Genomic DNA, 24,525 nt, shown 5'->3' with positions numbered 1-24,525 from the left:
ATCGGGGGCATGCGTGCGGTGGTGTTCGAACGGTTCGGGGTGCGGCCGGAGGTCCGGGAGGTGGACGACCCGGCGCCGGCGCCGGACGGGGTGGTCGTCCGGGTCGGCGCCACCGGCCTGTGCCGCAGTGACTGGCACGGCTGGCAGGGCCACGACCCGGACATCCGCCTGCCGCACGTGCCGGGGCACGAGTTCGCCGGTGTCGTCGTGGCAGTGGGCGCGGACGTACGCGGCTGGCGGCCCGGCGACCGGGTGACCGCGCCGTTCGTCTGCGCCTGCGGGCGGTGCCCGTCGTGTCTCGCGGGCGACCAGCAGGTCTGCGAGCGGCAGACCCAGCCGGGCTTCACCGGGTGGGGTTCGTTCGCCGAACTGGTCGCGGTGCGGCACGCCGACGTCAATCTGGTGCGCCTCCCGGACGAGCTGGACGAGGCAGCAGCCGCGGCGCTCGGCTGCCGGTTCGCCACCGCGTTCCGGGCCGTGGTCGCGCAGGGCCGGGTGGCAGCCGGCGAATGGGTCGCAGTGCACGGCTGCGGCGGGGTCGGCCTGTCCGCCGTGATGATCGCGGCGGCGAGCGGGGCCCGGGTGGTGGCGGTGGACGTCTCGCCCGGCGCGCTGGAGCTGGCCCGCCGCTGCGGCGCCGCGGTCGGCGTGGACGCGAGCGCTCTGGGCGGTCCCGGCGAGGTGGCCGCCGCGATCCGGGAGGCCACCGGCGGGGGCGCCCACCTGTCGCTGGACGCGCTCGGCAGTCACGCCACCTGTGTGGCGTCGATCGAGGGCCTGCGCCGGCGCGGCCGGCACGTGCAGGTCGGGCTGCTGCCGGCCGCGCAGGGCCGCCCGGCGCTGCCGATGGACCTGGTGATCGCGTACGAGCTGGAGCTGCGGGGCAGCCACGGCATGCCGGCCCACGCGTACCCGGAGATGCTGCGGCTGGTCACCGCCGGGGTGCTGCGCCCGGCCGAGCTGGTCACCCGCACCGTCGACCTGGCCGCCGCGCCGGACGCGCTGGCCACCATGGACCGGCCGGCCACCGCCGGGATGTGCCTGATCCGTCCCTGAACGGCACGGGCCGGCCCGCCGCCGGAAGACCCGGCGCGGACCGGCCCGCGAGCCTGCCCGATCAGTCGGTGACGGTCACCGTGACGGTACGGGGCGGCTGCTGGTACTGCCCCCGGTTGTCCATGCCGCGGACCGTCACCGTGTACGTGCCGGCCGGGATCACCGGCGACGTGTACGCGAAGTTCGACCCCGGCGAGCCCGGGCTGGTGAGGAACGTGGCGATCCACGGCCAGCTGCTCGGCGCGCCCGCGCGGCCGAACGTGCCGGCGGAGTTCATGCCCTGCCCGGCGCTGTTGCCGATCTGCACCTCGACCTTCTGCATCCCGCCGTCGTCCACCGCCCGGCCGGTGATCACGATCCGGCCTCCGGTGTACGCCTGCCCCTCGACCGGGGTGATGCTCGGCTCCAGCGTCGGGTCGGTGTCACCCGGGTAGACGAGGTAGCGGGCGGTCGCGCCGTTCGTCGAGTTGTCCTGCTGGCCCGCGGTGTCCACGGCCCACGCCTCGACGCTGTACGTGCCCCGGGTGGGAAGGTCGATCGAGAGCGTGAACGCGGTGCTGGTCGCGCCGGGCGCGGCGAGCGTCGCGTCGACTGTGGCGAACGCGGCGGCCATGGTGCCGTTGGGCTGCACGTACCGGCCGGTGTCGAGGTCGCGCAGCGCGATCCGGACCGCCCGGACCCCCTTGTCGTCGGTGGCGGTGCCGGTCAGGTCCAGGTGCAGCCGGTCGATGTCCTGGTTGGTGCCGGTGAAGCTGAGCAGCCCGTTCGGGAAGGCGTCGCCGGGTACCTGGGCGGTGACGGTGAGCCGGCCCATGTTGTTGCTGGACGTGGTCAGGCCGAGCTTGTCGGTCGCCCGTACCCGGAAGTCGTAGACGCCGGGGGTGAGCGGCACGGTGGTGAACGACCAGTCGAACGTCGCGGCGTCGAGGTTGGTCGGGGAGATCCGGTGGTAACCGGCGACCGAGTCGGCGCCCCACGTGCCGTCGCTGGCCAGCGCCTCGCGGGTGGTGTTGTTGCGCAGGTAGATCTCGACCGACTTGAGGGCGTCGTCGTCGTTGGCCGTACCGGCGAACGTGATCGTGCCGCCGGGCGCGACGGTGAACGGCGCCGGGTTGCCCGGCGGGGTCATCGCCACCGGGGAGGTGATCGCCACTGTTGGCGGTACGCCGTTGGCGGAGACGGTCCAGTCGCGGGTGTCGCCGCGCAGGTCGCTCTGCCCGGTCGTGTCGACGGCGGTGGCGGTCATCTTCCACTGCCCCTCGACGGGCAGCGTGACCTCGTACTGCCAGGTGGTGGACGTCGCGCCGATCACGTCCGGCTCACCGCGGAAGGTGTTGTAGACCGCGGCGACGGTGCCGTCGTCCTGGAGGTACCGGTTGTCCGCCGTGCGGAACGAGTAGATGAGCGAGTTGACGCCCTTGTCGTCGGTGGCGGTGCCGGAGGCCACGAACGTCTGCGTGGCGAGCAGGCCGGCCGACGGCGAGCTGATCCGGGTCGTCGGCGGCAGGTCGTCGAAGCGGAACGCCTCGATCTTCTTGACCGCCTTGGTGGTGTCGCCGGCCCCGTTGCGGTCGAACGTCTTGGCCTGCAACTGGTAGACCCCGGCCGGCAGCGTCACCGGCAGGCTCCACGTGGTGGAGGTGGCGTTCGGCGCGGCCACAGTCGTGTTGATCGCCTTGAACGCGCCCCAGGTGGTCAGGTCGGCCTGGAGGTACTTGCCGCTGTTGCGGTCCTGGATCTCCAGCTGGACGCGGGCCACGCCGGCCGGGGCGAGCGCCTGGCCGCTGATCGTGAACGACTCGCCGGCCGACTTCACCGCACCCTCGATCGGCGTGGTGACAGTGGTGTCGAGCGGCGCGGGCGCGGGCTCCTTGGAGAGGTCGAAGAAGGCCACCCGGCCGGTGGTCTTGCCGCCCTTGACGTTGCCGTCACCGCCGACGAGCAGGCCGCGCGAGGTGGCGAGCATCGCCTTCTCGCCCTCGTACGAGTTGGAGCCGGGGTTCCACTCCAGCGCGGTGCCGGTGAGCGGGTCCAGCGCACCGAGGTGGTCACGGCGGACCACCTGGTCGCCGAGGCCGTAGCCGCTGAGTCCCTGGCCGGTGCCGTAGCCGACGTTGTCCAGGCCGGGCCACGGCACGTTCGACGTGGGCGACTCCTGCCAGCTGAAGTGGCCGCCGACGTAGACGGCGGTGTCGGTGATCGCCACCGAGTAGATGCTGTCGAAGTGCCGGGAGATCCAGAGCGGCTCGACGTGGTCGTTACCGGTCAGCGGGTACGCGATGGCGGTGTCGTTGATCGGCGGGCGGTCGCCGCCCGAGCCGCTGGTGACCACGAAGTACGAGTCGTCGGGCGCGATGTCTCCAGCGAAGACCCGCTGGATGCCGCCGACGAAGGAGAGGTTGTCCTCCCACAGCCGGGTACGCCAGGGCAGCAGCGCCTTGCTCGCCGTACCGATGAGGGCGACGCCGTAGCGGTCCTGGCCGGCGATCTGGCGGCCGGTGTGCACGACCAGCAGCTTGCTGCGGTCGTGGGTGAGCTTGAGCTGCTGCACGGTGAGCATGCCGCCGACGCCGATGCCGCCGGTGAGCGGCAGGTTGAAGCCGGTGTCGACGGCACCGGTGGTGGGGTTGAGCGCGACCAGGCCGCTGCGGCTGACGCCGTTCACGGTGGCGAACTGGCCGCCGACGTAGACCGCGTTCGTGCTCACGGCGAGCGCGGTGGCCCGCGCGTTCGCGGTGGCGGTGAACGCGGCGACCGGTGCGCCGGTGGCCGGGTTCAGCCGGGCGATCTTGCGCTTGGTGACGCCGTTGATCGTGTTGAACGAGCCGGCGATGTAGAGCGACGAGCCGTCCGGCGACGCCTCCACCGCGGCGACCGCGCCGTCGATCGTCGGCTTGAACGCGGTGTCGACCTTGCCGGTGTCCAGGTTGTACGAGGCGAGGGACCGCTGCGCGATCGTGGACCCGCCGACGTTCGCGATCGAGGTGAACGTGCCGGCGATGAAGACGCGGTTGCCGATCACCTCGATGTCGGTGATCTCGCCGTTGTTGATCCGCGGCGTGTCGGTGCGGGGCGTGGTCGGCATCAGCCGGGTGTCCCCGGGGGTGACCAGCGCACGGGTCGCGGTGGTGCGCGCGGCGCCCAGCGCGGCGCTGCTTCCCGTCGCCTGTGCGCCGGTCTGGCCGGCCACGCCGGCGTCCCGCACGGTGACGGTGGCGGCGAGCGCCGGCACTCCCGCCACCACGACCGCGCCGGCGGCGAGCACCGCCACCGCGCGAAGCCAAACTCGCATCGAGACAACTCTCCCTGTCCGCCGGGACGGCCCCCTCGGGTGAATTCCCGAGTCCCCTCCGTCCGCGTGCCGGACGCCACCGTAGGAGGCAAAGACATCTCGCGATACGTGCCGCACCGGTAATCGACCGGTTGCCATCAATTCCGGCCACACCGGCAGCGCGGCTCCGCCGATCGGGTCACCGGCTGTCACCGTCCGGCCGTACGCGCCGCCCCGGGCCGCGACGTGCGGTGTTCCACAGCGGACCCAGGGGCGGGTCAGTCGCCCCGCACCCGGGGGTGGCGGTGGTCGGTGAGCCGCAGGCCGACCCCGCGTACCGCCGCGATGGTGACGCCGGTGCCCAGCTCGTCGAGCTTGCGGCGCAACCGCTTGACCAGGGACTGCACGTCGGCCCGGCCGTGCGTCGGCGCGTCGTGCCAGACCGCGTGGTGCAGTTCGGCGTAGCTCCACACCCGTACCGGCTCGGCGGTCAGGCAGGTCAGCAGGTCACGCTCCAGCCGGGTCAGGGCGGTCTCGCGGTTGCCCCACCGGGCGGTCGACCGGGCCGCGTCGATCACCAGCGCGCCGTCCGGCGCGGGCCTGTCCCGGGGTACGGGCGGGGCCGGCGCGTCGGCCGGGGCCGGCGCCTCCGTGATCAACTCGCGCAGCTCGTCCAGATCGGCGACCATCAGAAGGGGTGCGACGCCGTCCAGCAGCTCGGTCAGCCGCAGCCGCTCGGCCGGGGACGACGTCACCCCGATGACGAGCGAGAAGGGGCGCTCCGGCGGGTCGGTGCCGGAGTTCGCCGCGTTCGTGCCGTCAGTCGTCACCGCGCCCCACCGTGACAAAAACTGTCAACAGGCCGCCCGATCCGGGGGCCTGTTGGTGACATGTTGCTCACGTACGGTTATTGATCGTTCCTTACTGTCGATCATAGTGTCCACTCAGGCGTCCGGCGCAGACCCGCACGGCGCCTAGGGGGCCTGGGGGGTTCTTTTCACACCGGTGTAGCAGTCGGGAGAGCATGTCTCCTGGCCCTTCTGCCATGGCTCGATCATCCGCGGGTCATCGGAACAGGAGGCAGCACCGATGCTGAGACGTCCACACAGATGGGGCCCGGCCCGGCGGCTGGTGAGCGCGGGCGCCGCCCTGGTGCTCGCCGCCACCGCGCTGGCCGCTACCGGCACGGCGGCACAGGCCGAGACGGGCGCGGGCGCGTCGACCGGCGACAAGATCCGTCCCGAGCTGACCCGTCAGCTCCAGGGCAAGAGCGAGGGCGACTTCTGGATCCACTTCGCCGCCAAGGCGGACCTGAGCAAGGCCACCGCGATCAAGGACTGGAACGAGCGCGGCGCCGCCGTCGCGGCGGCGCTGAAGAAGACCGCCGCCGACAGCCAGTCGAAGATCCGCGCCGAGCTGGACCGCTCGGGCACGAAGTACCAGACCTTCTGGGCGACGAACGCCATCAAGGTCACCGACGGCTCGCTGACCATGGCGCAGAACTTCGCCGCCCACTCCGAGGTGGACGGCCTGTACGCGCCGGTGGAGTACAAGCTGCCGGAGACCACTCCGGGCACCGACGAGAAGTCGGCGAACGCCCTGGAGTGGGGCATCGCCAACATCAACGCCGACGACGTCTGGTCCCAGTACGGCGTCAAGGGCGCCGGGATCACCGTGGCGAGCATCGACAGCGGCGTCCAGTTCAACCACCCGGCGCTGGTGAACGCCTACCGCGGCAACAACGGTGACGGCACCTTCGACCACGACTACAACTGGTTCGACGCGGCCGGCGAGTGCGCCACCGCGCCGTGCGACTCCGACGGCCACGGCACGCACACCATGGGCACCATGGCCGGCGCCGACGGGGCCAACCAGATCGGTGTCGCCCCCGAGGTCAAGTGGATCGCCGCGAACGGGTGCTGCCCGTCCGACGCCGCGCTCATCTCCTCCGGGCAGTGGATGCTGGAGCCCACCGACCTCAACGGGCAGAACCCGGACGCCAGCAAGCGGCCCAACATCATCAACAACTCGTGGGGCACCACGGCGCCGTCCAACGAGCCGTTCATGGAGGACGTCACCGACGCCTGGACCGCGTCCGGCATCTTCGGCGTCTGGTCCAACGGCAACAACGGCCCGTCCTGCCAGACCAGCGGCTCACCGGGCAGCCTGGCGAGCAACTACTCGGCCGGCGCGTACGACGTCAACAACAACATCGCCAGCTTCTCGTCCCGGGGCACCGGGCAGAACGGCGAGATCAAGCCGAACATCTCGGCGCCGGGTGTGAACGTGCGCTCCAGCGTGCCGACCAACTCGTACGCCAGCATCAGCGGCACCTCGATGGCGGCACCGCACCTGGCCGGCGCGATCGCGCTGCTCTGGTCGGCGGCGCCCACACTGGTCGGCGACGTCACGGCGACCCGCGCGCTGCTCAACGACACGGCGATCGACAAGGGCGACTCGCAGTGCGGCGGCACCACCGACGACAACAACGTCTACGGTGAGGGCCGCCTGGACGCGCTCGCGCTGCTCGCCGCCGCCCCGATCGGGGACAACGGCACCCTGGCCGGCAAGGTCACCGACGCCGCCACCGGCGCGGGTATCGCCGGGGCGACCGTCACGCTGACCGGCCCGACGGACCGCACGCTGACCACCGGCGCGGACGGGACGTACTCCTCGCTCCTGCCGGCCGGCGACTACCAGGTGGTCGTCTCGGCGTTCGGGTACGCGACCCGCACGCTGTCGGCGACGATCACCGCGAACACGACCAGCACGCTCGACGTCGCGCTCACCGCGGTAGCGAGCGTCACGGTCAGCGGGCAGGTCACCGACGGTTCCGGGCACGGCTGGCCGCTGTACGCGAAGGTGAGCGTCGAGGGCACGCCGATCTCCGACTACACCACGCCGTCGACCGGCCGCTACAGCCTGTCGCTGCCGTCCGGGGCGACCTACCGGCTCAAGGTCGAGCCGCAGTACGCCGGCTACCTGACCACCACCAAGGAGGTCACCGTCGGCACGGCCAACGTGACCGCCAACATCGCGGTGCAGGCGAACCCGGAGGCGTGCACCACCGCCCCCGGTTACACCGTCAGCTCCGACGGCGAGTACGAGACGTTCGACGGCACCGGCGTCCCGGACGGCTGGACCGTGGTGGACAACGCCGGCACCGGTCAGGTCTGGGAGTTCACCGACGCCGGTGAGCGCGGCAACCTGACCGGCGGCAGCGGCAACTTCGCCATCATCGACAGCGACAACTACGGCAGCGGCGGGCGGCAGGACACGTCGCTGGTCAGCCCGGTGGTCGACCTGACCGGCGTGACCACGCCGGTGATCCGGTTCAACCAGGACTACAACTGGCTCAACAGCGACCGCGCGGACGTCGACCTGAGCCTGGACGGCGGCACCACGTGGAGCAACGTGCTCCGGCAGGCCGCCGACGTACGCGGCCCGCGGGTGACCGAGGTGCCGATCCCGCAGGCGGCCGACCAGTCGCAGGTGCGGGTGCGCTTCCACTACTACGAGGCGAGCTGGGAATGGTGGTGGCAGGTCGACAACGTGCTCATCGGCAGCAAGCTCGTCTGCAAGCCGGTCAAGGGCGGCCTGGTCCTCGGCCACGTCCGTGACAAGAACGACAACGGCTACGTCAACGGCGCCACGGTGACCAGCAAGGACCGCCCGGCGGAGAAGGCCACCACCGTCGCCACGCCGGACGACACCGAGCTGCCCGACGGCTTCTACTGGATGTTCTCGTCGCTGACCGGGACGCACCCGTTCACCGCCAGCGCCGGCAACTACGTGAGCCAGACCAAGCAGGTGGCGGTCGAGGAGGACTGGGCCACAGCGGCCAACTTCCAGCTCGCCGCCGGCCGGCTGTCGGTGAAGCCGACCTCGATCACCGGCACGGTCCGGATGCCCAGCGGGAAGGTCAGCAAGACCTTCACCGTGACCAACACCGGCGGGGCCCCGGTCACCGCCGAGTTCAGTGAGCGCGACGGCGGCTTCGTGCTGCAACGGGCCGACGGCACCCAGTTGTCCGAGCAGGCGCTGCTCGGCTCCACCGGCGCGCCGGTCCAGCGGCTGACCGCCGCCACGTCGTTCGCGGCGCGCTCGTCCGGCAAGTCGTCGAACGCGATCACCGCCGCCGCACCCCAGGCGGACCCCTGGACCACCATCCCGGGCTACCCGGCGAACGTGATGGACAACCGGGTCGTCAACGTCGACGGCACCGTCTACTCCATCGCCGGTGGCGACGGCACCGCGTCGAGCGCCAAGAACTACAAGTACGACCCGATCGCCCAGACGTGGACCGGGATCGCCGACCTGCCCGGCGCGCGTAACGCCATGACGGTCGGCGTGATCGACGGCAAGATCATCGCCACCGGCGGCTGGGGTGCCGCCGGTCCGGACGCCGCCACCTTCTCGTACGACCCGGCGGCGAACACCTGGACCCGCAAGGCCGACAACCCGGTGCCGCGCGCGGCGGCCGGCCAGGCGGTCGCGGACGGCAAGCTGTACGCGATCGGCGGCTGCACCACGGCGAGCTGCACGCCGATGGCCAACTCGGTGGTCCGGTACGACCCGGGCACCGACGCCTGGGAGACGCTGCCGGCGTACCCGAAGTCGGTGGCGTTCCTGTCCTGCGGCGGGATCGACGGGACCGTCTACTGCACCGGCGGCAACGACGGAACCACGTCGCAGAAGGTCGGTTACGCCTTCGACCCGGGCGCAGGAGCCTGGACCGCCATCCCGGACGCGCCGGCCGACAGCTGGGCCGCCTCGTACGCGGTGGCGAACGGCAAGCTCCTGGTCGTCGGCGGGTCGCAGGGGGGCGCCATCACCAACGCCGGCTTCGCCTTCGACCCGGCGACCAACTCGTGGGCCAACCTGCCCAACGCCAACGCCCCCCGCTACCGGGGCGGCGCGGCCTGCGGGTTCTACAAGGTCGGCGGTTCGTCGGGCGGCTTCACGGCCACCAAGGACAGCGAGGTCCTGCCCGGCTTCGGCGAGTGCGCCGAGGGCGCGGCGGACGTGAGCTGGCTGACCGTCGACAAGTCGAAGGTCACGCTGGCGCCGGGTGAGAAGGTCACCGTCACGGTCGGCATGACCGCGAACGTCGACCAGCCCGGCACGTACTCCGCGTCCGTGGTGATCAAGGAGAACACGCCGTACACGGTGGAGCCGGTGGCGGTGACCATGATCGCGCAGCCGCCGACCACCTGGGGCAAGCTGTCCGGCACGGTCTCCGGCAAGAGCTGCCAGGGCGCCACCGCGCCACTGGCGGGCGTGACCGTGCAGGTCGACTCCTGGGCGAGCTCGTACACCTTCACCACCGACGCCCAGGGCCGGTACGCCTACTGGATGGACCGGCGCAACAACCCGCTGACGCTGATCGTCGCCAAGGACGGCTGGAAGCCCCAGACGCGCCAGACGAAGATCAACAGCAGCACGCCCACCGTTGAGGACTTCACCCTCTCCCCCACCCGCTGCTGACCCGGCACCCGACGAGGACGGCCCGCCCGGCGCAAGCGCACCGGGCGGGCCGCCCCACGTTCTCGGCCCCCGCTCCCGCTCCCGCTGATCTTGCACTTACTGCCCGGACAAGGCACATAAATGCCCCACCCTGAGGGCCGCAAGTGCAAGATCGACGGGGAGAGCGGGCGCGTCAGGGGGTGAGGCGGAAACCTACGCCTCTCACCGCGTGGATGGTGGCGGGGGCGTCCAGGCGACCCAGCTTGCGGCGGAGGCGGCGTACCACGGAGTGCATGTCCGAGCCCCGCCCAAGGTGGTCGTTGCCCCATACGGCGCGGTGCAGCCGGGCGTACGTCCACACCTGGCCGGGCGTACCGGTGAGACAGACGAGCAGGTCGTGCTCCAGCGGCGTCAACCCGATCTCCCGCTCCCGCCAGCGCAGCACCCGCCGGTCGGAGTCGACGGCCAGCCCCCGCCCGGGCGGCTCGGCCGGCGCCTCGTCGGCCACGGGCGGATGCGGCGCCGGGGCGAGTGCCGGCCGGCGTACCAGGTCGAGGAAGCGGCGGGCCTGATGGGCGCTGGACACGATCAGGAACGACTCGGTGCCGCCGAGCAGTTGGGCGAGCTGCCGGCGTTCGGCCGACGAGGACGCGATGCCGATGACCAAGGACGGGAGCCCTGTCATCCGTTCCCACCTTTCCGGCAGGCCGAACCACAACGCCGGGCGGTCGCCAGGCACGACGATGCGGAGGCGCCTGGCTTGCGGAGTTCGACCCGAGGGGTGCGGGAGCTGCGATTTCGTGAGGCTTCGGGGTGAACTACCGGGATCATATAGCCGAGCACCGATGATTGGTATAGCAGTTAACGTCGATGTAACGGCCTGCAACAAGGTGTTCGAGGCAAATTGCGCGGGCATCGCGCGTACCGATGAGAGCCGGGACGTACGGCGGTCCAATGCGTGTGATCACCCACATGCTCTGCCTGGGCGACGGGACGCCGACCCGCGCGGACATCGCGGCCCGCTGCGCCGAACTGGCCGAGGCGCTGCGCGGCCGCGACCGGGGCGTGGTGGTGTGCGACGTGTCCGCGGTGACCGCGCCCGACCTCGTCACGGTCGAGGTGCTGGCCCGGATGCGCCTGACCGCCCGGCGGTTCGGCTGGCGGCTGGAGGTACGCGGCGCGGGCGACGAGCTACGCGAGCTCGCGGGCCTGCTCGGGCTGGCCGGCGCCCTCCTCCAGCCGGGCGGGCAGCCCGAACAGCGGGAACAGGCGGTCTACGTCGAGGAAGTTGTTGAGCGACGTGATCCGGCCGCCGGAGACGCCGATCACGATCAGCGCCCAGGGCACGTGGCCTGAGCCGTCGGGGTCGCGCCGGTAGTGCCCGAACGCCGGCATCCCGTTGGCGGCGGTCGGCACCAGGCGGGAGCCGCGGCAGCCGCTACCGGTGCCGGCCATCCACGCGGCGATGTGCTCGGGACCGCGCAGCCACAGCGGCAGCGGCGGCATCGACAGCGTCGCGTCCTCGTGCAGCAGCGCGGTGAGCGCCGCCAGGTCGTACGCCTCGAAGGCGCGCACGTAGCGGGCGAGCAGCGCCTGCTGCTCGGTGTCCAGCGGCCGGCGCACGTCGGCCCCGGTGTCGGCCGAGGCGATCGTGGCGCGCGCCCGTTGCAGCGCGCTGTTGACGCTCGCCACCGACGTGTCGAGCAGGTCGGCGACCTCCTGGGCCGACCAGGCCAGCACCTCGCGCAGGATCAGCACGGCCCGCTGCTTCGGCGGCAGGTGCTGCAACGCCGCGACGAACGCCAGCCGGACCGACTCCCGGCCGGCGACGACCTCGGCCGGGTCGGCGACCTCGGGCAGCACCCGGCCGTCGGGCGCCGGGCCGAGCCAGATCTGCTCCGGGCGCGGCTCGCCGGGATGGGTGGCGGTGCCGATGCCCGCCGGGCCGAGGTCCATCGGCCGGACCCGGCGCTGCGCGCTGGTGGACATGGTGAGGCAGACGTTCGTGGCGATGCGGTAGAGCCAGGTCCGCAGCGCGGACCGCCCCTCGAACTTGTCGAAGTTGCGCCAGGCCCGGACGAACGTGTCCTGCACCGCGTCCTCGGCCTCGAAGGCCGAACCCAGCATCCGGTAGCAGTAACCGGTCAGCTCCGACCGGTACGCCTCGAGTTGCGCCTCGACGGGGACGCTCGCCACCTCGCTCACCTGGCTGAAACTAGCCCACATGCTGCGTCGACGCGAGCACGTTCGAGCCCGTGCCGATGAGTACGCCCCGCCCGCCCGGTCCGACAGTCGTCAGGTCACCACGTCCGAGGAGCACCGATGACCACAGCGCAGCGCGACGAGACCCACGCCCCGGGGCGGTACGCCGACGTAAACGGCGTTCACCTCTACCACGAGACGCACGGCGAGGGCCGGCCGATGATCCTGCTGCACGGCGGGCTCTGCTCCGGCGAGATGTTCGCGCCGATCCTGCCCGCGCTGACCGCTAAGCACCAGGTGATCCTGGTGGACCTCCAGGGCCACGGCCGCACCGCCGACGTGGACCGGCCGCTCGACATGGCGCTGATGGCCGACGACGTCGCCGCGCTGATCGACCACCTCGGCCTGGACCGGCCGGACGTGGTCGGCTTCTCCCTCGGCGGCGGCGTCGCCCTGCACACCGGGTTCCGGCACCCGGAAAAGGTCGGGCGGCTGGTCGCGGCGTCCGCGCACATCCGCCGCGACGCCGTCTACCCGGAGCTGCTGGCGCAGCAGGGCCAGGTCAACGCCGCGGCCGCCGAGTACATGAAGGACACCCCGATGTACGAGCTGTACCAGCGGGTCGCGCCCCGCCCGGAGGACTTCCCCCGGCTGCTCGACAAGATCGGCGAGGCGATGCGGAAGGACTTCGACTTCACCGAGCAGGTACGCGCCCTGCGGGTGCCGACGCTCGTCGTCGCCGCCGACGCCGACATGGCCCCGCCGAGCCACTTCGTCGAGGTGTTCGGGCTGCTCGACGGCGGGCGACGCGACGGCGGCTGGGCGGGCGAGGGCCGGCCCGCGGGCGGGCACGCGCTGGCGATCCTGCCCGGCCTGACCCACTACGACATCGACCAGTCGCCGCTGTTCGCCGCGGTCACCCTGGCCTTCCTCGACCGCTGACGCCGGCCCCGCGCGGTTGCCGCATCCCGTCCCGGGGTACCGCTTCACCAGGAGCACCGGTGAGGAGGACGAGATGACCGACCCCAGGTACGCACCGATCGGGCTGGCCACTGCCGGGCAGCTGGTCCCGGACGACGGGCAGACCGGCGGCGGTGAGGTCGTCGGCGCTGACGACGCGGCTGCCGACGCCGCCCGGGCCGGCGCCGACGTGGATCTGTCCCGGGCCGACCGGGACAGCGACGGCACCCCGGTGGGCGCCGCCGACGCCGAGGCCGACCGCCGCCGCGCCGCCGGCGAGTGAACGACCGGTTCCGCCCCGCCACCCGTGTCACGGTGGCGGGGCGGAGCCGTCCTCAGCCGTCGACCGGCAGCTCCACGTCGGGCAGGTGCCCGAGCGCCCGGATCGCTGTGACCGCGGCGTACCCTTCGGCCAGCCACGCGATGTCGGTGCCGGGGACCGCGCGGACCGCGTTCTCCTCCACCGCCGTACGCACGAAGCCCTCACCGCGCTCGGCGACCGACACCTGTACCTGACCGAACGGGGCCAGCGTCGCCTGGCGCAGACCGGCCACCTGATCGGCCGGCAGGTCGGGCACGTTGAGGTTGAGCACGGTGCCCGGATCCGCGGCGGCCAGCCAGGGCAGCAGCGTCGCGGCCAGCTCGGCGGCGGTCGACCAGTGGCGGGACTCGTCGTCCACGCTGTCCAGCACCGCGATCGCCGCGCCACCGCTGCCGGCGCTCGCCGCCGCCGGGGTGAGCACGTCGAGCGACACGGCGAGCGCGCGGATGCCGTTGTTGCCGGCGGTCAGCGCCGCGCCGACGGTGCCGGAGTGCAGGACCGCGTGGCCCGCGTTCGCGCCCCGGTTGATGCCGGACAGCAGCAGGTCCGGTACCGGCCCGAACACCCCGAGGCCGGCCAGCACCGCGATGTACGCCGGTGAGGCGGCCACCGCGTACGCGGGCACGTCGGGCAGGCCGTCCAGCTCGGTCTCGCGGAACACCAGCCGCCCGTCCTCGGTCACCGCGGACAGCGCCGCGCTCATCCCGCTCGCCTCGGCCTCCGGCGCGGCGACCACCACGTCCAGCCCACGCTCGTACGCGGCCCGGGCCAGCGCGCGGATGCCGGGGGCGTGCACGCCGTCGTCGTTGGTCACCAGCACCCGGGGTGGCCGGTCAGCCGTCATCGTCGCCACCGTCCAGCGGGGTCAACCGCACCCGGCCGGCCAGTTCGCGTACCGCCTCGGCCCGGCCGGTGCCGAGCCCGTGCCGGGTCACGTTCAGCGCGCCGGCGGCGGCGCCGACGTGCAGCGCCTCCCGCATGTCCCCGCCCCGGGCCAGCACGGCGGCGACCCCGGCGGTCATCGAGTCACCGGCGCCCCGGTGGTCGGCCAGCTCCAGCGGCGGGGCGTGGACCAGCAGCGCCTCGCCGTCCTCCGGCAGCGCCAGCGCCGGCTCCCCCGCCCGGCTGATCAGCACCGTCCGCGCGCCCCGTTCCTGGCAGCGGCGGCCGGCGTCACGCAGCGCCTCGACGCTGTCGTCCTTGGCCAGGCCGTCGTCGAGCAGTTCCTCGTGGCTGACCTTCAGCACGCTCACGCCGCCGTCGAGCACCGCTTCCAGGTACGGCCCGGAAAGGTCGGCCACCACCGTCCCGCCGTTGGCGCTCAGGTCGGCGGCGAGCCGGCGGTAGATGTCCGGATCCACCACCTGCGGGTCGGCCGGTCCGCTGAGCACGCTGACCGGCGCGCGCAGCCCTTCGGTGAGCGTCACCGTGTACAGCTCGTCGATGTCGTGCCGCACCATGGGCGCACCCGGGTGCTCGGCGATCTCGGTCCGCTCACCGTCGCGCCGGTCGTGCACGTACCAGCCGGTGCCGGACTCCCGCCGCACCACCCGTACCGTGACGTCCTCGTCGTCGAGCAGCTTGCGGACCGCGTCGCCGACCTCGCCGCCGAGGCCCACGCACATGGTCACCGGCACACCGAGCGCAGCGATCATCCGGGTCTGCCACACCCCCTGCCCGCCCGGGTGCAGATGCAGCTCGGTCGCCTCCCCCTGCTGCTCGATGGTCACTGTCAGCAGCGGGGCCGGGGCGAACACCATCACCTTCTGGTCCATCCGCCAGTGTTGCCCGCTGACCGGCCCCGGTAATCCCCCAGGTCAGCGCGGGCGTGCGGCGGCGCGGCGACGCCGCAGGTACGGCAGCGCGAACAGGTAGAGGCCACTGATCAGGAGCAGGGCGAGCGGGAGCAGCGGCACGTAGGAGACCCACACGATCGGGTCCTTCTGGGCCAGCGCCACGAACGTGACCACGACGGTCACGGTGAAGGCGACGGAGAACCAGCGGTGCAGCTGACGGATGCGTGCGTCCATGGGTCGGCGACCTTTCCCCGGTGGCCGCCCCGGCGGGTGGCCGTGCCGGAAACGCTAGGTCCGCCCGCCCGCGCGATGCTTCTCGATTCCTGACCGGTCCACGCCGCGCTGCTCCTGGTCAGTCAGCCGCCAGCCCGCGCGCCTGAGCGGCAGGTCACTCCCGTCCCGCCGTGCCCGCGGACCAGTCGTCCACCCGCATCCGCCGCGACGCCGGGCTCGCCGTGTGAGAGCGCCGCACGAACCCGGCGACGGCGAGCGCGCTCATCGTGGTGGCCACGGCGGCGGCCAGCACCAGGAGGGTGGTCTCCACCTGCACCGTACGCATGTACTCGCCGCCGTTCGCGGTGGCGGACGCGTAGCGCACGGCCGCGAGCGGGTTGAGCAGCACCGCGGCGATGCCGGCGGTCCACGCCGCCCTCGGCAGCCGCTCGTCGTCGGGACGGACGGTCCGCCGGGCGGCCCAGGAGCCGAGGGCCGCGAACGTGACGAGCAGCGTGACCGGCAGCAGCCAGAGCACGGCGGGCAGCAGGTCGCGGAGGGGCACCACGGCGTCGAGCAGCTCCACCGGGAAACTGGCGCCGTCGTGGGTCACCACGCCGATGCGGTGGCGGTAGGCCGCGAGCGCGACCAGGGTGCAGCCGATATGGACGGCGATCAGGGCGACGAGGGCGGACAGTGCGGCGCGGCGGGCGGACACCGGGCCGAGGTTACCGCCCGCGCGCTCCGGCGGTGGGCCGCCGGCCTGCCTGCGCCGAGACGGTCAGACACTCAGGGCGAGATCGGCGACCTCTGCGGCGCAGCCCCAGGACAGCGTCACCCCCGCGCCGCCGTGCCCGTACGCGTGCACCAGCCGCCGGTCCGCCGCGTCCACCTCGACCCGGGGGCCGCCGTGCCGGGCCGGGCGTAGCCCGATCCGCTCCCCCAGCACCGGCGCGTCCGCGAGCTGCGGCACCAGCGCCACGCACCGGCGCCGGATCGCCGCCGACTCCTCCTGGTCGGGGCGGGTGTGTCCCACTCCGGCCTCGTAGGTGCCGCCGAGCACCACGTCGTGGCGGCGCGGGTGCACGTACGTGATGCCGACCGGGTCGTCCTCGTCGCGTACCGAGACGGTCAGGCCGGGGTTCGCCACCAGCAGGACGTGCCCGCGCGCCGGGTACACGGCCGGGTCGGCGGCGAGGCGGCCGGCGGCCAGGCCGGTCGCGTTCACCACGACCGGCGCGACCTCGTACGCCTCGGCGAGCGCGCCCAGCGCGCGTCTGACGATCCGGCCGCCGCCCGCCTCCAGGCGCTTCCGCAGCCAGGTGAGATAGCTGGTCATCTCCACCGACGGGGCGGTGAACCGCAGCAGCGCGGTGTACGGCGGCTCCGCCGGCTCGGCCACCAGGTCCCCGCAGGCGTCGGCCCACCAGGGCGGCCCGGCGTAGCGGTGGCGCAGCCACATCCGGGTGGCCCGGTCGACCACCCCCGGCACGCCGTCGGCCGCCTGGCGGCGCAGCTCGGCGTGGGTGTCCCGAGCCCAGCGCAGCACCCGGGGATCCTCCTCGGTGTGGCTCGGGTACCAGACGGCCGCGGCCACTGTCGACACCGTGTCGGCCGGGTCGTGGGCGGTCAGCACGGTGACGTGTGCGCCCCGCCGCTGGAGCGTGAGCGCGGTCGTCATCCCGATCACCCCGCCGCCGACCACCACCACGTCCGCCTTCGTCATGATCCGCTCCCTCGTCCGTACCGCAGTCGTCCCGCCGATCGTCGCTGCCCACCTGCCCGGTGTCCAAGACGGATCGGGCGCCGTCGGGCAGCACAGGGGCGGAATCGCTTTGTCCCTCTCGGTTACGCTCGTGGCGTTTGGCCTTGGGGAGGGCTCATGAGTGCGGATCCTTCGATGAGCGGCGACTTCACCCGCATGCTCGACGCGACGATGGCGGCACTTCGGACAGTCGGTCCGCCGCCGGCGGAAGAGGCGGAGACGCCGGCGGTGGGCGAGGCCGCCGACGGGCAGGTACGCGCCGAGATGGGGCGCGACGGCAAGCTCCAGTCGCTGCACGTCGAGCCGCGGCTGATGCGGCTCGGCTCCGAGGAGCTGACCGCGCACATCGTCACCGCCGTCAACGCGGCGATCGACGGGCTGCGGACCGGCCCGGCGCCGCAGGTCGCGGACACGTCGCAGTTGCGGGAGCAGTTGCAGGAGGTACGGGACACCGCCGTACCCCGGCTCGGGTCGTTCCTCGACGCGCTCACCGAGGCGCAGGAGCGGCTGGCGCGCGGCGGGCAGCGATGAGCGGCGACGGCTTCGAGGTGCACCCGCCGCTGATCCGGGCCGCCGGGCGCGGCGTCACCGACCTCGCCAAGCGGTTCAACGGCGAGCTGGAGGCGTTCGAGGCACGGATGCAGGGCTACGGCGAACCGTGGGGCGCCGACGACATCGGCTCGCTGATCGGCATCGCCTACACGGAGGTGGCGAACTACATCTTCGACTGCGTCGGCATGGCGGCCGACGAGTTCACCTCGGCGGGCGTCGACATCACCGGGATGGCGGACGCGTACGAGCGGGTCGACGAGGACGGCGCGGGCACCATGCGCTCGCTCGCCGGCGGGCTGGGGTGAGCCGTGGGACTGCAACTACCCGGTGAGCTGATCACCGCGCTCGGCTGGATCGGCTACACCTGGCCGCAGGCCGACGAGGAGAAGCTCTTCGAGATGGGCCAGGCGTGGCTCGAGTTCGGCGGCCGGATCGGGTCGGCGGCCGGTGAGGTGGACGCGGCGGCCGCACAGGTCTGGACGCAGAACGTCGGTCCGGCGATCGCGGCGTTCCAGAAGTGGTGGGGCGGCGAGCAGAACGGGCCGCTCGTGCTGCACGACAGCATGCCCGCCGCCATGCTGCTCGGCGCCGGGCTGATCATCTGCGCGGCGATCGTGCTGGCGCTGAAGATCGCGGTGATCGTGCAGCTCGCCATCCTCGCGTTCGAGGTCGCCCAGGCCATCGCCACCGCCGTGGTCACGTTCGGCGCCTCGCTGGCCGAGATCCCGATCTTCCAGATCATCACCCGGGAGATCGTCGGCGCGCTGATCGACCAGGTCATCGGAAGACTGCTCGATGCCTAGCCCGAAGCGCGGCCGGGGCGCCGCCGCGAAACCGGCGGCCGGCAAGATCGTCCGCAAGGCGGTCGAGAAGCTGGAGAAGCCGATCGTCCGGGTCACCGGGCCCAACCACAGCCTGCCCACCAAGGTCGTGCGGGTGGAGCGCAAGAACTTCCACGCCACCGCCCAGTTCCGGCGCAAGATGGCCGCGCTGAAGAAGCTCAGCGACGAGGGCAAGCTCTACAAGGCCACCAACCCGGTGCAGCGCGACAAGAGCATCACCGACGGGTACAAGGACCGGATCCGGCAGAAGATCTGGGACAAGTACTGGCCGCACGACAAGGACCTCGCCAACCGGCTCAGTCAACGGCTCAGCGACTACCATCCCGACCACGTGTGGGAACTGCAGCTCGGCGGGCCGGACACCGTCGACAACCTCAAGCTGCTGCATGGTAGAACCAACACGGACATCGGCTCCCAGATCTGGGGCCAGATCCAGAATCTGCCGGACGGAACCCCGATCCGAATAGAGGTAGTGGATTGACTTCCGATCTCGCGCAGCTTCTCGCCGAACTCCGCGCCGACCTGGCCGCCGACGAGCCGGCCAGTCTCGCGTACGCGCAGATCGGCGACCCGGCCGACGACGGTGACGTGCCGGCGGAGCTGCCGGCGGGCCTGCGCGACCTGCTGCTCGCCGCCGACGGCCTGCGGGCCGGCGCGTTCGAGCTGGCCTCGGCAGGCCGGCTGGCGGGCGTGCAGTACTTCCTCGACTACGCGCCCGACTTCTCCCCGATCCCGCAGGACAAGACCGGCTGGCTGGTCGTCGGCACCCGCAGCGACGAGCCGATCTTCCTGGAGCGGGCGACCGGCGCGGTCTGGTACTTCCCGCCGACCGGCACCGAGTGGTTCATGGGCGACGCGTTCGAGGAGCTGGCGCCCGACCTCGACTCGTTCGTGCACTACTACGTGCTCGGCCCCGGCTACGCCGAGCTGGTCACCGACGACGACGGGTGGTACGCGTTCCTCGACCGGCAGGGTCTGCTCGACGAGTCGGACGACGTGGACGAGGACGAGGCGCAGCCGTGACCGTCACCCGGGAGCAGCTCACCGCACTCTGGGGTGAGCGGGGCGTCATCTACTTCCCCGACCAGCGTTTCGACGCGATCCTCGGGCCGCTCGGGCCGGAGTTCTTCCCGCCCGACGGGGCGCTGCCGGTCGAGGTGCCGATCCTGTTCACTGTCGACGTCTCGGTCCCCGACGTCGAGCTGTTCTCCACGCTGTCGATCGAGCTGGGCGACCAGGGTCCCCGCCCGTACGTCGTGCTCGGCGCCTCCCCGGAGGACCCGGCACTGCTGTTCTGCCTGGACGCCGGCACCGGCGCGGTGATCCTGCTGGACCTGGAGACACCGAACCTGGAGACGGTGAACAGCACGTTCGCCGCGTTCGTGGAGTTCCTCTACCGGCTCGGGCAGCTCATCGCCACCGACCCGGGCGGGCGGGAGCGGGCCGCGCGCGCCGCGGCGATCCGCGACGACCTGCGCCCGGTCGATCCGGCCGCGTTCGCGGATCCGGAGTCGTGGTGGAACATGGCCTTCGACGAGCTGGAGTCGACCGCCTGACGTCAACCGGCCGCCGCCGGGGCGGGCACCGCCGCGCGGTGCGAACCGGTCAGGCCAGCGACGAGCAGCAGGTACGCGGCCAGCTCCACCGCCGCCGTCAGCGCCGCCACCGGCTGTGGCATCGCCGCGGTGGGTGTGATGGCGTACCAGGCGAACAGGGCGGTGCCGTCGGCCTCCAACGGATGCGGCACCGCGGCCAGCGCCGCGTCGAGCAGGGGCAACGCGAGCACCGCCAGCAGTGCCGCGCCGGTCGCGGCGAGCCGCCGGCCCCGCCCGGCCAGCAGCACGGCGAGCACCAGCGCGGCGAGTGCGAGCGCCAGCGGCGGCAGCACCGCGAGGACGAGCGCGGGCACGACCTCGGCCCGGTCGTACCCCGGGCCGCCCACCCGGGTCAGCGTGGTCTCGGAGCGGACCTCCACGACCCGGGTGCTGGCGGCCACAGCGGCGCCGACGTCGGCGACCCGGACGGCCGTATACCCGACGACGGGCGTGGCGGCGACCGTCGCGGCGATCAGGTGCCGGCGCCGTCCACGCCCCCGGAACGCGACCAGCAGCACCGCCACCGCGACCAGCGCCGCCCAGCTCCCGGCGAACGCCGCGTCGAAGCCGGCCGTGACGTCGAAGCCGCTGTCGCCGCTGCCGTACACCGTCCAGCCGAAGTCCCCGGCGCCCGGCTCGGCCGGCATGGTGCGGACCGCGTCCACGAGCAGCGGTACGAGCGCCGCCGGCACCGCCCAGCGCGGGACCGGCAGTCCGGCGGCGACGGCGTAGCCGAGCAGCAGCGCCAGGCTCAGCACCTCGGCGCCGCGCCAGAGCGGTGCGGCCACCAGGACGCCGACGACGTGGGCGACGGCGGACACCGCCGCGAGGATCAGCAGCAGCGGAGCGCGACGCACCGGCGGATCCTTTCACGACACACCGGCCCGTCGCCGCCCCGTGATCGTCAGCTTCCGGCCGGCACCTGATCCTTGACGTCGTCGTAGCCGACAGCGCCCGGCGCCGGCGCGGGGGTGTAGATCACCCGGATCACGCCCGTCGGGTACGCCTCGGTCGCGGCCACCCGCAGGTGGTACGGCGCGTCGCCCTCGTCGAACAGCCGGCGGCCCTTGCGGGCGGCGACCGGGTGCACGAGCAGCCGCAGCTCGTCCACCAGACCCGCGGCGAGCAGCTGCTGCACCACCGAGATCGACCCGGGGATGAGGATGCCCTTGATGCCGCTGTCCGCCTTGAGCGCGCGCACGGCGTCGGTCAGGTCGCCCTGGATCAGCTCGGAGTTGCGCCAGGAGAACTCCAGCGGCTGGCGCGACACGACCACCTTGCGCATGTCGCCGAGCTGCTTGGCGAATCCGGCGTCCTCGCCACCGGCGGCCTCCCGGTCGGGCCAGGCCCCGGCGAAGCTGTCGTACGTCTCCCGGCCGATCAGCAGCACGTCGGAGGTGTCGTAGTCCTCGGTGACGGCGCGGCCCATGTTGTCGTCGAAGTACGGGAAGTGCCAGTCGGGGTCGATCTCGGCGACACCGTCGGCCGAGATGAACAGCGTGGAGATGACTTTGGCCATCGCGGTGCTCCTTGTCAGTGGGTTCGACGGGTTGACCGCCGCACCGTGTCAAACTCATCGACCCGCGACGACGTCACCGGCGTCAGAACGTGAAATCCGGCGGAGCGCCCTCGCCCACCCGCCCGTCGACCGCCTCGCGGAGCAGGTCCGCGTGCCCGGTGTGCCGGGCGTACTCCTCGATCACGTCGAGGAGCATCTTGCGGACGGTGGGGGAACGCCCGTCGGGCCAGGTAAACGACGACGGCCCAGCCAGTCCACGTTCGGCGACGACGGCATCCATCAGCCCGCGCGACCGCTGCACCGCGGCTCGCCACAGCGCGTACACGTCGTCCGGCGCGGCCTGCGCGCCGAAACGCCACTCCCAGTCGGGTTCGGCGTCGAAGTCGATGCCCTCCCACGGCGGTCCGTACCCCTGACCGGCCACCTTCACGGCCAGCCAGTCCGTCTCGACCAGGGCCATGTGCGCGATCAGGCCACCGAGCGTCATGGTGCTGGCGGCGGTGACGGCGCGCAGGCCCGCCTCGTCGAGCCCGTCGGTCTTCCAGGCGAAGGTTCGCCGGTTGCGTTCCAGGACGGCCAGCAGCGCCTCGGCCTCGGTCTCGGTGGTCGCGTCGTCCATCGCCGAAGCATAGGCAGCCGGCGAAATCCGTGGGGGGCGGCGACGGTCCGCCGGTACGGTGCCCGGGACGGGACGCGAGAGGGGTACGTGATGACGGAGACGACGACGCTGTGGCGCCCGACCGGCCCACGGGAACTCGACCTCGTCCGCGCCTCCGGCTGGCGGGCCTGGCCGCCGCGGCTGCCGGACCAGCCGATCTTCTATCCGGTGCTCAACGAGCAGTACGCCGTCATGATCGCCCGGGACTGGAACGTGCCGGCGTCCGGCGCCGGCTACGTGACGCGCTTCCACGTCGAGCGCGCGTTCGCCGCCCGCTACCCGGTCCGGCAGGTGGGTGGCCGGGACATCCTGGAGCTGTGGGTGCCGGCCGAGGAGCTCGACGAGTTCAACCGGCACATCGTCGGGCCGATCGAGGTGGTCCACGAGTTCCGGGCGGAGAATCGGCCGGCCTGACCGGCGCCGGGCGGGCGGTCGTACCCGCCCGGCGCCGCGGTCCGCGGGTCAGCCCGGGGTGAGCAGGCAGAACTCGTTGCCCTCCGGGTCGACGAGCACCCGCCAGTGGATGTCGGCCCCACCCACGTCGGCGGCGGTGGCGCCGAGCGCCAGCAGCCGGGCCTCCTCGGCGTCCAGGTCGTCGCCCGGGTAGGGGCGGACGTCGAGGTGGACGCGGTTCCAGCCGGTCTTCGCGTCGGTGCTGCGGGCGAACCGCAGGTACGGCCCGACGCCCTTGGCGGAGCGCAGCACGGCCTGCTGGTCGGTCACCTCGTGCACGGTCCAGTCGGTGGCCCGGCTCCAGAAGCCGGCCATGGCGCGCGGGTCGGCGCAGTCGACCACCACCTCGGCGATCGGCCCGGTGTCCGCGTGCCGCGGGTCCGGCTCCCGTACGCAGAACTCGTTGCCTTCCGGGTCCGCCAGGACCGTCCACGGCACGTCGCCCTGGCCCACGTCGGCGGGCGTGGCACCGAGCGCGGTCAGGCGCGCGACCACCTCCGCGTGGTGCGCGGCCGAGGTGGTCGCGAGGTCGACGTGTACGCGGTTCTTCGCCGTCTTCGGTGCGGAGGAGACGACGAGGTCGATGCAGACCGCGCTGGGGTCCGGGTAGTTGAAGCCCACGGGTTCGAGGTTCGTCACGCCGGGTGCCTCGCTGGAGATCTCCCAGCCGAGCACCTTCGCCCAGAAGTCACCCAGCGCCACCTCGTCGTGCGCCTTCATGTTGATCTGTACGAGCCGGGTTGCCATGGCCGCGATGTTAGGACCCTGGCCGCGCCGGCGTGGTCCCGGCAGGTGATCAGGAATCGAGAAGCGCACCGTCACCGCCGCGCCATAGCGTTGTCCCCGGGCGGTCGGCACCACGCGGACCGCGAGCCACGAGGGGGATCGAGATGTCCGACGGTTTCAGCGCCGAGGAACGCGCCGCGATGAAGGAGCGTGCGGCCGAGCTGCGCGCCGAGGGCAAGAAGGGCGCGAAGAAGGCCGACGACCTCCAGGCGGTGCTCGACCGGATCGCGCAGATGGCGCCGGAGGACCGCGAGCTGGCCGAGCGCGTGCACATGACCATCACCTCCGCCGCGCCGGAGCTGGCGCCGAAGACCTGGTACGGCATGCCCGCGTACGCCGACGCGGCCGGCAAGATCGTCGTCTTCTTCCAGGACGCGGGGAAGTTCAAGTACCGCTACTCGACGCTTGGCTTCCAGGAGGCGGCGAAGCTCGACGACGGCGACATGTGGCCGGCGTCGTTCGCGCTGGTGAAGTGGAGCCCGGAGGTGGAGAAGAGGATCACCGAGCTGGTGCGGGCCGCCGTCTCCTGACCGTGCCGCCGGACCGGCGGCCCCGTCAGGCGGCGGGCGCCGCGCCGAGGGCGAGCGCCGCGGCGTCACGGGCGCAGCCCCAGGACAGCATCACGCCGTTGCCCGCGTGGCCGTAGTTGTGCACGACGAGCGCGTCACCACGCCACTCGGCCGCCACCCGTGGCGCTGCCCGGCCGGGACGCAACCCGACGCGGTGTCCGAGGACCTCGGCACCGGCCAGGGAAGGTTCGATCGCGGCGCACCGGGCGATCACGTCAGCCTCCTCGGCCGGGTCGGGAGTCGTGTCGTCGCTGCGCCGCTGCCCGCCGCCGAGCACCACGTGGTCGCCGTGCGGGAAGATCGACGCCCATGTCGGCGCCACGTCGAGCGAGCCCACCGGCGCGACCGCACCTCGCCGCCCGCGTCGCGGAAGCGCTCCAGGAGGTACGCGAGGTAGACCGGCATGTCGACCAGTGGCAGCCGGACCGGTGCTCAGCCCGCTGACCCCGGCGCCGATGACGACAACGTCCGGGCGTGTGGTCATCGCGGGCTCCATCCGC

Annotated in this window: 26 protein-coding genes and 1 pseudogene; 13 read left to right on the top strand and 14 right to left on the bottom strand. The window is 72.7% G+C overall.

Translation table 11 applies throughout. The features are described 5' to 3' along the window. Positions 1-1,056: zinc-dependent alcohol dehydrogenase family protein (locus tag F8279_RS12245; RefSeq protein WP_368668811.1), on the top strand; the 1,056-nt coding region annotated here is incomplete at its 5' end. A gap of 61 nt (positions 1,057-1,117) precedes the next feature. Here F8279_RS12245 and F8279_RS12240 read toward each other — a convergent pair. Together F8279_RS12240 and F8279_RS12235 are read right to left on the bottom strand one after the other, a co-directional pair. Further along, complete coding sequence (locus tag F8279_RS12240) at positions 1,118-4,348, bottom strand: Ig-like domain-containing protein (RefSeq protein WP_151499979.1); 3,231 nt, start codon at positions 4,346-4,348, stop codon at positions 1,118-1,120. A 257-nt stretch (positions 4,349-4,605) separates the two neighbouring features. Beyond that, a complete protein-coding gene (locus F8279_RS12235; RefSeq protein WP_091423474.1) occupies positions 4,606-5,157 on the bottom strand; it encodes a winged helix-turn-helix domain-containing protein in 552 nt (183 codons plus the stop codon). Positions 5,158-5,416: 259 nt separating this feature from the next. Here F8279_RS12235 and F8279_RS12230 point away from each other — a divergent pair, with 259 nt between their 5' ends. After that, complete coding sequence (locus F8279_RS12230) at positions 5,417-9,814, top strand: S8 family serine peptidase (RefSeq protein ID WP_151499978.1); 4,398 nt, start codon at positions 5,417-5,419, stop codon at positions 9,812-9,814. A 172-nt stretch (positions 9,815-9,986) separates the two neighbouring features. On the opposite strand, the gene F8279_RS12225 is transcribed toward F8279_RS12230, so the two are convergent. Then, entirely contained in the window at positions 9,987-10,478 is a 492-nt protein-coding gene (locus F8279_RS12225) for a winged helix-turn-helix domain-containing protein (RefSeq protein ID WP_091423469.1), read from the bottom strand. 242 nt (positions 10,479-10,720) lie between these two features. On the opposite strand from F8279_RS12225, the pseudogene F8279_RS12220 reads away from it, so the two are divergent. Beyond that, positions 10,721-10,954, top strand: a pseudogene (locus tag F8279_RS12220) (hypothetical protein); the annotation flags it as partial. Between the two features lie 30 nt (positions 10,955-10,984). On the opposite strand, the gene F8279_RS12215 reads toward F8279_RS12220, so the two are convergent. After that, a complete protein-coding gene (locus tag F8279_RS12215) occupies positions 10,985-12,019 on the bottom strand; it encodes a sigma-70 family RNA polymerase sigma factor (RefSeq protein ID WP_091423466.1) in 1,035 nt (344 codons plus the stop codon). Between the two features lie 96 nt (positions 12,020-12,115). On the opposite strand from F8279_RS12215, the gene F8279_RS12210 reads away from it, so the two are divergent. Both F8279_RS12210 and F8279_RS12205 read left to right on the top strand, forming a co-directional pair. Beyond that, positions 12,116-12,937 (top strand): alpha/beta fold hydrolase, encoded by an 822-nt coding sequence (locus tag F8279_RS12210; RefSeq protein ID WP_151499977.1) that lies wholly within the window; start codon positions 12,116-12,118, stop codon positions 12,935-12,937. Between the two features lie 73 nt (positions 12,938-13,010). Then, positions 13,011-13,238: a hypothetical protein gene (locus tag F8279_RS12205; RefSeq protein ID WP_091423461.1), complete on the top strand. Its 228-nt coding sequence runs from the start codon at positions 13,011-13,013 to the stop codon at positions 13,236-13,238. A gap of 52 nt (positions 13,239-13,290) precedes the next feature. On the opposite strand, the gene surE is transcribed toward F8279_RS12205, so the two are convergent. From surE to F8279_RS12180, 5 genes are all read right to left on the bottom strand, one after another. Then, on the bottom strand, positions 13,291-14,121 hold the full coding sequence (surE, locus tag F8279_RS12200) for a 5'/3'-nucleotidase SurE (protein WP_091423458.1): 831 nt from the start codon (positions 14,119-14,121) through the stop codon (positions 13,291-13,293). Continuing rightward, positions 14,111-15,052, bottom strand: coding sequence for a 1-phosphofructokinase family hexose kinase (locus F8279_RS12195; RefSeq protein ID WP_225853242.1), 942 nt, complete (start codon positions 15,050-15,052; stop codon positions 14,111-14,113). Before F8279_RS12195 ends, surE begins: the two co-directional genes overlap by 11 nt. Positions 15,053-15,094: 42 nt before the next feature. Then, entirely contained in the window at positions 15,095-15,307 is a 213-nt protein-coding gene (locus tag F8279_RS12190) for a hypothetical protein (protein ID WP_091423456.1), read from the bottom strand. A 154-nt stretch (positions 15,308-15,461) separates the two neighbouring features. Next, complete coding sequence (locus F8279_RS12185; protein WP_151499976.1) at positions 15,462-16,004, bottom strand: hypothetical protein; 543 nt, start codon at positions 16,002-16,004, stop codon at positions 15,462-15,464. A 63-nt stretch (positions 16,005-16,067) separates the two neighbouring features. Continuing rightward, a complete protein-coding gene (locus F8279_RS12180) occupies positions 16,068-17,012 on the bottom strand; it encodes an FAD-dependent oxidoreductase (protein WP_151499975.1) in 945 nt (314 codons plus the stop codon). A gap of 156 nt (positions 17,013-17,168) precedes the next feature. On the opposite strand from F8279_RS12180, the gene F8279_RS12175 reads away from it, so the two are divergent. Genes F8279_RS12175 through F8279_RS12150 form a run of 6 tightly spaced genes read left to right on the top strand, consistent with a single transcriptional unit; the run spans position 17,169 to position 20,001 of the window. Beyond that, positions 17,169-17,582, top strand: a complete 414-nt coding sequence (locus tag F8279_RS12175) for a YbaB/EbfC family nucleoid-associated protein (protein ID WP_091423451.1) — start codon at positions 17,169-17,171, stop codon at positions 17,580-17,582. Beyond that, complete coding sequence (locus tag F8279_RS12170; RefSeq protein WP_151499974.1) at positions 17,579-17,908, top strand: hypothetical protein; 330 nt, start codon at positions 17,579-17,581, stop codon at positions 17,906-17,908. Before F8279_RS12175 ends, F8279_RS12170 begins: the two co-directional genes overlap by 4 nt. A 3-nt stretch (positions 17,909-17,911) precedes the next feature. Next, the gene (locus F8279_RS12165; protein WP_091423448.1) at positions 17,912-18,406 is read left to right on the top strand and encodes a hypothetical protein; all 495 of its coding nucleotides are present in this window, start codon (positions 17,912-17,914) and stop codon (positions 18,404-18,406) included. Next, on the top strand, positions 18,399-18,926 hold the full coding sequence (locus F8279_RS12160; RefSeq protein ID WP_091423446.1) for an endonuclease: 528 nt from the start codon (positions 18,399-18,401) through the stop codon (positions 18,924-18,926). Before F8279_RS12165 ends, F8279_RS12160 begins: the two co-directional genes overlap by 8 nt. After that, entirely contained in the window at positions 18,923-19,468 is a 546-nt protein-coding gene (locus tag F8279_RS12155; RefSeq protein WP_151499973.1) for an SUKH-4 family immunity protein, read from the top strand. Before F8279_RS12160 ends, F8279_RS12155 begins: the two co-directional genes overlap by 4 nt. Then, positions 19,465-20,001: an SUKH-4 family immunity protein gene (locus tag F8279_RS12150; protein WP_151499972.1), complete on the top strand. Its 537-nt coding sequence runs from the start codon at positions 19,465-19,467 to the stop codon at positions 19,999-20,001. The genes F8279_RS12155 and F8279_RS12150 overlap by 4 nt, the downstream gene beginning before the upstream one ends. A gap of 2 nt (positions 20,002-20,003) precedes the next feature. Here F8279_RS12150 and F8279_RS12145 read toward each other — a convergent pair whose 3' ends face one another. The 3 genes from F8279_RS12145 to F8279_RS12135 all read right to left on the bottom strand — a co-directional run bounded on the left by F8279_RS12145 (position 20,004) and on the right by F8279_RS12135 (position 22,178). Further along, complete coding sequence (locus tag F8279_RS12145) at positions 20,004-20,897, bottom strand: hypothetical protein (RefSeq protein WP_151499971.1); 894 nt, start codon at positions 20,895-20,897, stop codon at positions 20,004-20,006. Between the two features lie 47 nt (positions 20,898-20,944). Further along, on the bottom strand, positions 20,945-21,559 hold the full coding sequence (locus F8279_RS12140) for a dihydrofolate reductase family protein (RefSeq protein ID WP_091423438.1): 615 nt from the start codon (positions 21,557-21,559) through the stop codon (positions 20,945-20,947). An 82-nt stretch (positions 21,560-21,641) separates the two neighbouring features. Further along, a complete protein-coding gene (locus F8279_RS12135; RefSeq protein ID WP_091423436.1) occupies positions 21,642-22,178 on the bottom strand; it encodes a DUF664 domain-containing protein in 537 nt (178 codons plus the stop codon). A 90-nt stretch (positions 22,179-22,268) separates the two neighbouring features. Here F8279_RS12135 and F8279_RS12130 point away from each other — a divergent pair, with 90 nt between their 5' ends. Further along, positions 22,269-22,631 (top strand): hypothetical protein, encoded by a 363-nt coding sequence (locus F8279_RS12130; protein ID WP_043325166.1) that lies wholly within the window; start codon positions 22,269-22,271, stop codon positions 22,629-22,631. Between the two features lie 48 nt (positions 22,632-22,679). Here the strand turns inward: F8279_RS12130 and F8279_RS12125 are convergent, their stop codons facing one another. Then, positions 22,680-23,417 carry a VOC family protein gene (locus tag F8279_RS12125; RefSeq protein ID WP_151499970.1) on the bottom strand — a complete coding sequence of 246 codons (738 nt, stop codon included), beginning with the start codon at positions 23,415-23,417 and terminating at the stop codon, positions 22,680-22,682. A 143-nt stretch (positions 23,418-23,560) separates the two neighbouring features. Between F8279_RS12125 and F8279_RS12120 the strand changes: the two genes are divergently transcribed. Next, a complete protein-coding gene (locus F8279_RS12120) occupies positions 23,561-23,986 on the top strand; it encodes an iron chaperone (RefSeq protein WP_091423431.1) in 426 nt (141 codons plus the stop codon). A gap of 25 nt (positions 23,987-24,011) precedes the next feature. Here F8279_RS12120 and F8279_RS12115 read toward each other — a convergent pair whose 3' ends face one another. Next, a complete protein-coding gene (locus tag F8279_RS12115) occupies positions 24,012-24,362 on the bottom strand; it encodes an FAD-dependent oxidoreductase (RefSeq protein ID WP_225853241.1) in 351 nt (116 codons plus the stop codon). Positions 24,363-24,525 lie beyond the last annotated feature (163 nt).

The sequence above is a fragment of the Micromonospora sp. AMSO1212t genome (assembly GCF_008868145.1).
Classification (GTDB): Bacteria; Actinomycetota; Actinomycetes; order Mycobacteriales; family Micromonosporaceae; genus Micromonospora; species Micromonospora tulbaghiae.
Note: the sequence above shows the minus strand (reverse complement) of the source record. Positions and strands in the feature narration are given on the sequence as shown.

Excerpts from the sequence above, each read along its gene's own strand:
- F8279_RS12240 (WP_151499979.1), bottom strand. The coding sequence starts at position 4,348 with ATGCGAGTTTGGCTTCGCGCGGTGGCGGTGCTCGCCGCCGGCGCGGTC.
- F8279_RS12230 (WP_151499978.1), top strand. The coding sequence starts at position 5,417 with ATGCTGAGACGTCCACACAGATGGGGCCCGGCCCGGCGGCTGGTGAGC.
- F8279_RS12225 (WP_091423469.1), bottom strand. The coding sequence starts at position 10,478 with ATGACAGGGCTCCCGTCCTTGGTCATCGGCATCGCGTCCTCGTCGGCC.
- F8279_RS12215 (WP_091423466.1), bottom strand. The coding sequence starts at position 12,019 with ATGTGGGCTAGTTTCAGCCAGGTGAGCGAGGTGGCGAGCGTCCCCGTC.
- F8279_RS12210 (WP_151499977.1), top strand. The coding sequence starts at position 12,116 with ATGACCACAGCGCAGCGCGACGAGACCCACGCCCCGGGGCGGTACGCC.
- F8279_RS12205 (WP_091423461.1), top strand. The coding sequence starts at position 13,011 with ATGACCGACCCCAGGTACGCACCGATCGGGCTGGCCACTGCCGGGCAG.
- surE (WP_091423458.1), bottom strand. The coding sequence starts at position 14,121 with ATGACGGCTGACCGGCCACCCCGGGTGCTGGTGACCAACGACGACGGC.
- F8279_RS12195 (WP_225853242.1), bottom strand. The coding sequence starts at position 15,052 with ATGGACCAGAAGGTGATGGTGTTCGCCCCGGCCCCGCTGCTGACAGTG.
- F8279_RS12190 (WP_091423456.1), bottom strand. The coding sequence starts at position 15,307 with ATGGACGCACGCATCCGTCAGCTGCACCGCTGGTTCTCCGTCGCCTTC.
- F8279_RS12180 (WP_151499975.1), bottom strand. The coding sequence starts at position 17,012 with ATGACGAAGGCGGACGTGGTGGTGGTCGGCGGCGGGGTGATCGGGATG.
- F8279_RS12175 (WP_091423451.1), top strand. The coding sequence starts at position 17,169 with ATGAGTGCGGATCCTTCGATGAGCGGCGACTTCACCCGCATGCTCGAC.
- F8279_RS12170 (WP_151499974.1), top strand. The coding sequence starts at position 17,579 with ATGAGCGGCGACGGCTTCGAGGTGCACCCGCCGCTGATCCGGGCCGCC.
- F8279_RS12160 (WP_091423446.1), top strand. The coding sequence starts at position 18,399 with ATGCCTAGCCCGAAGCGCGGCCGGGGCGCCGCCGCGAAACCGGCGGCC.
- F8279_RS12140 (WP_091423438.1), bottom strand. The coding sequence starts at position 21,559 with ATGGCCAAAGTCATCTCCACGCTGTTCATCTCGGCCGACGGTGTCGCC.
- F8279_RS12135 (WP_091423436.1), bottom strand. The coding sequence starts at position 22,178 with ATGGACGACGCGACCACCGAGACCGAGGCCGAGGCGCTGCTGGCCGTC.
- F8279_RS12130 (WP_043325166.1), top strand. The coding sequence starts at position 22,269 with ATGACGGAGACGACGACGCTGTGGCGCCCGACCGGCCCACGGGAACTC.
- F8279_RS12125 (WP_151499970.1), bottom strand. The coding sequence starts at position 23,417 with ATGGCAACCCGGCTCGTACAGATCAACATGAAGGCGCACGACGAGGTG.
- F8279_RS12120 (WP_091423431.1), top strand. The coding sequence starts at position 23,561 with ATGTCCGACGGTTTCAGCGCCGAGGAACGCGCCGCGATGAAGGAGCGT.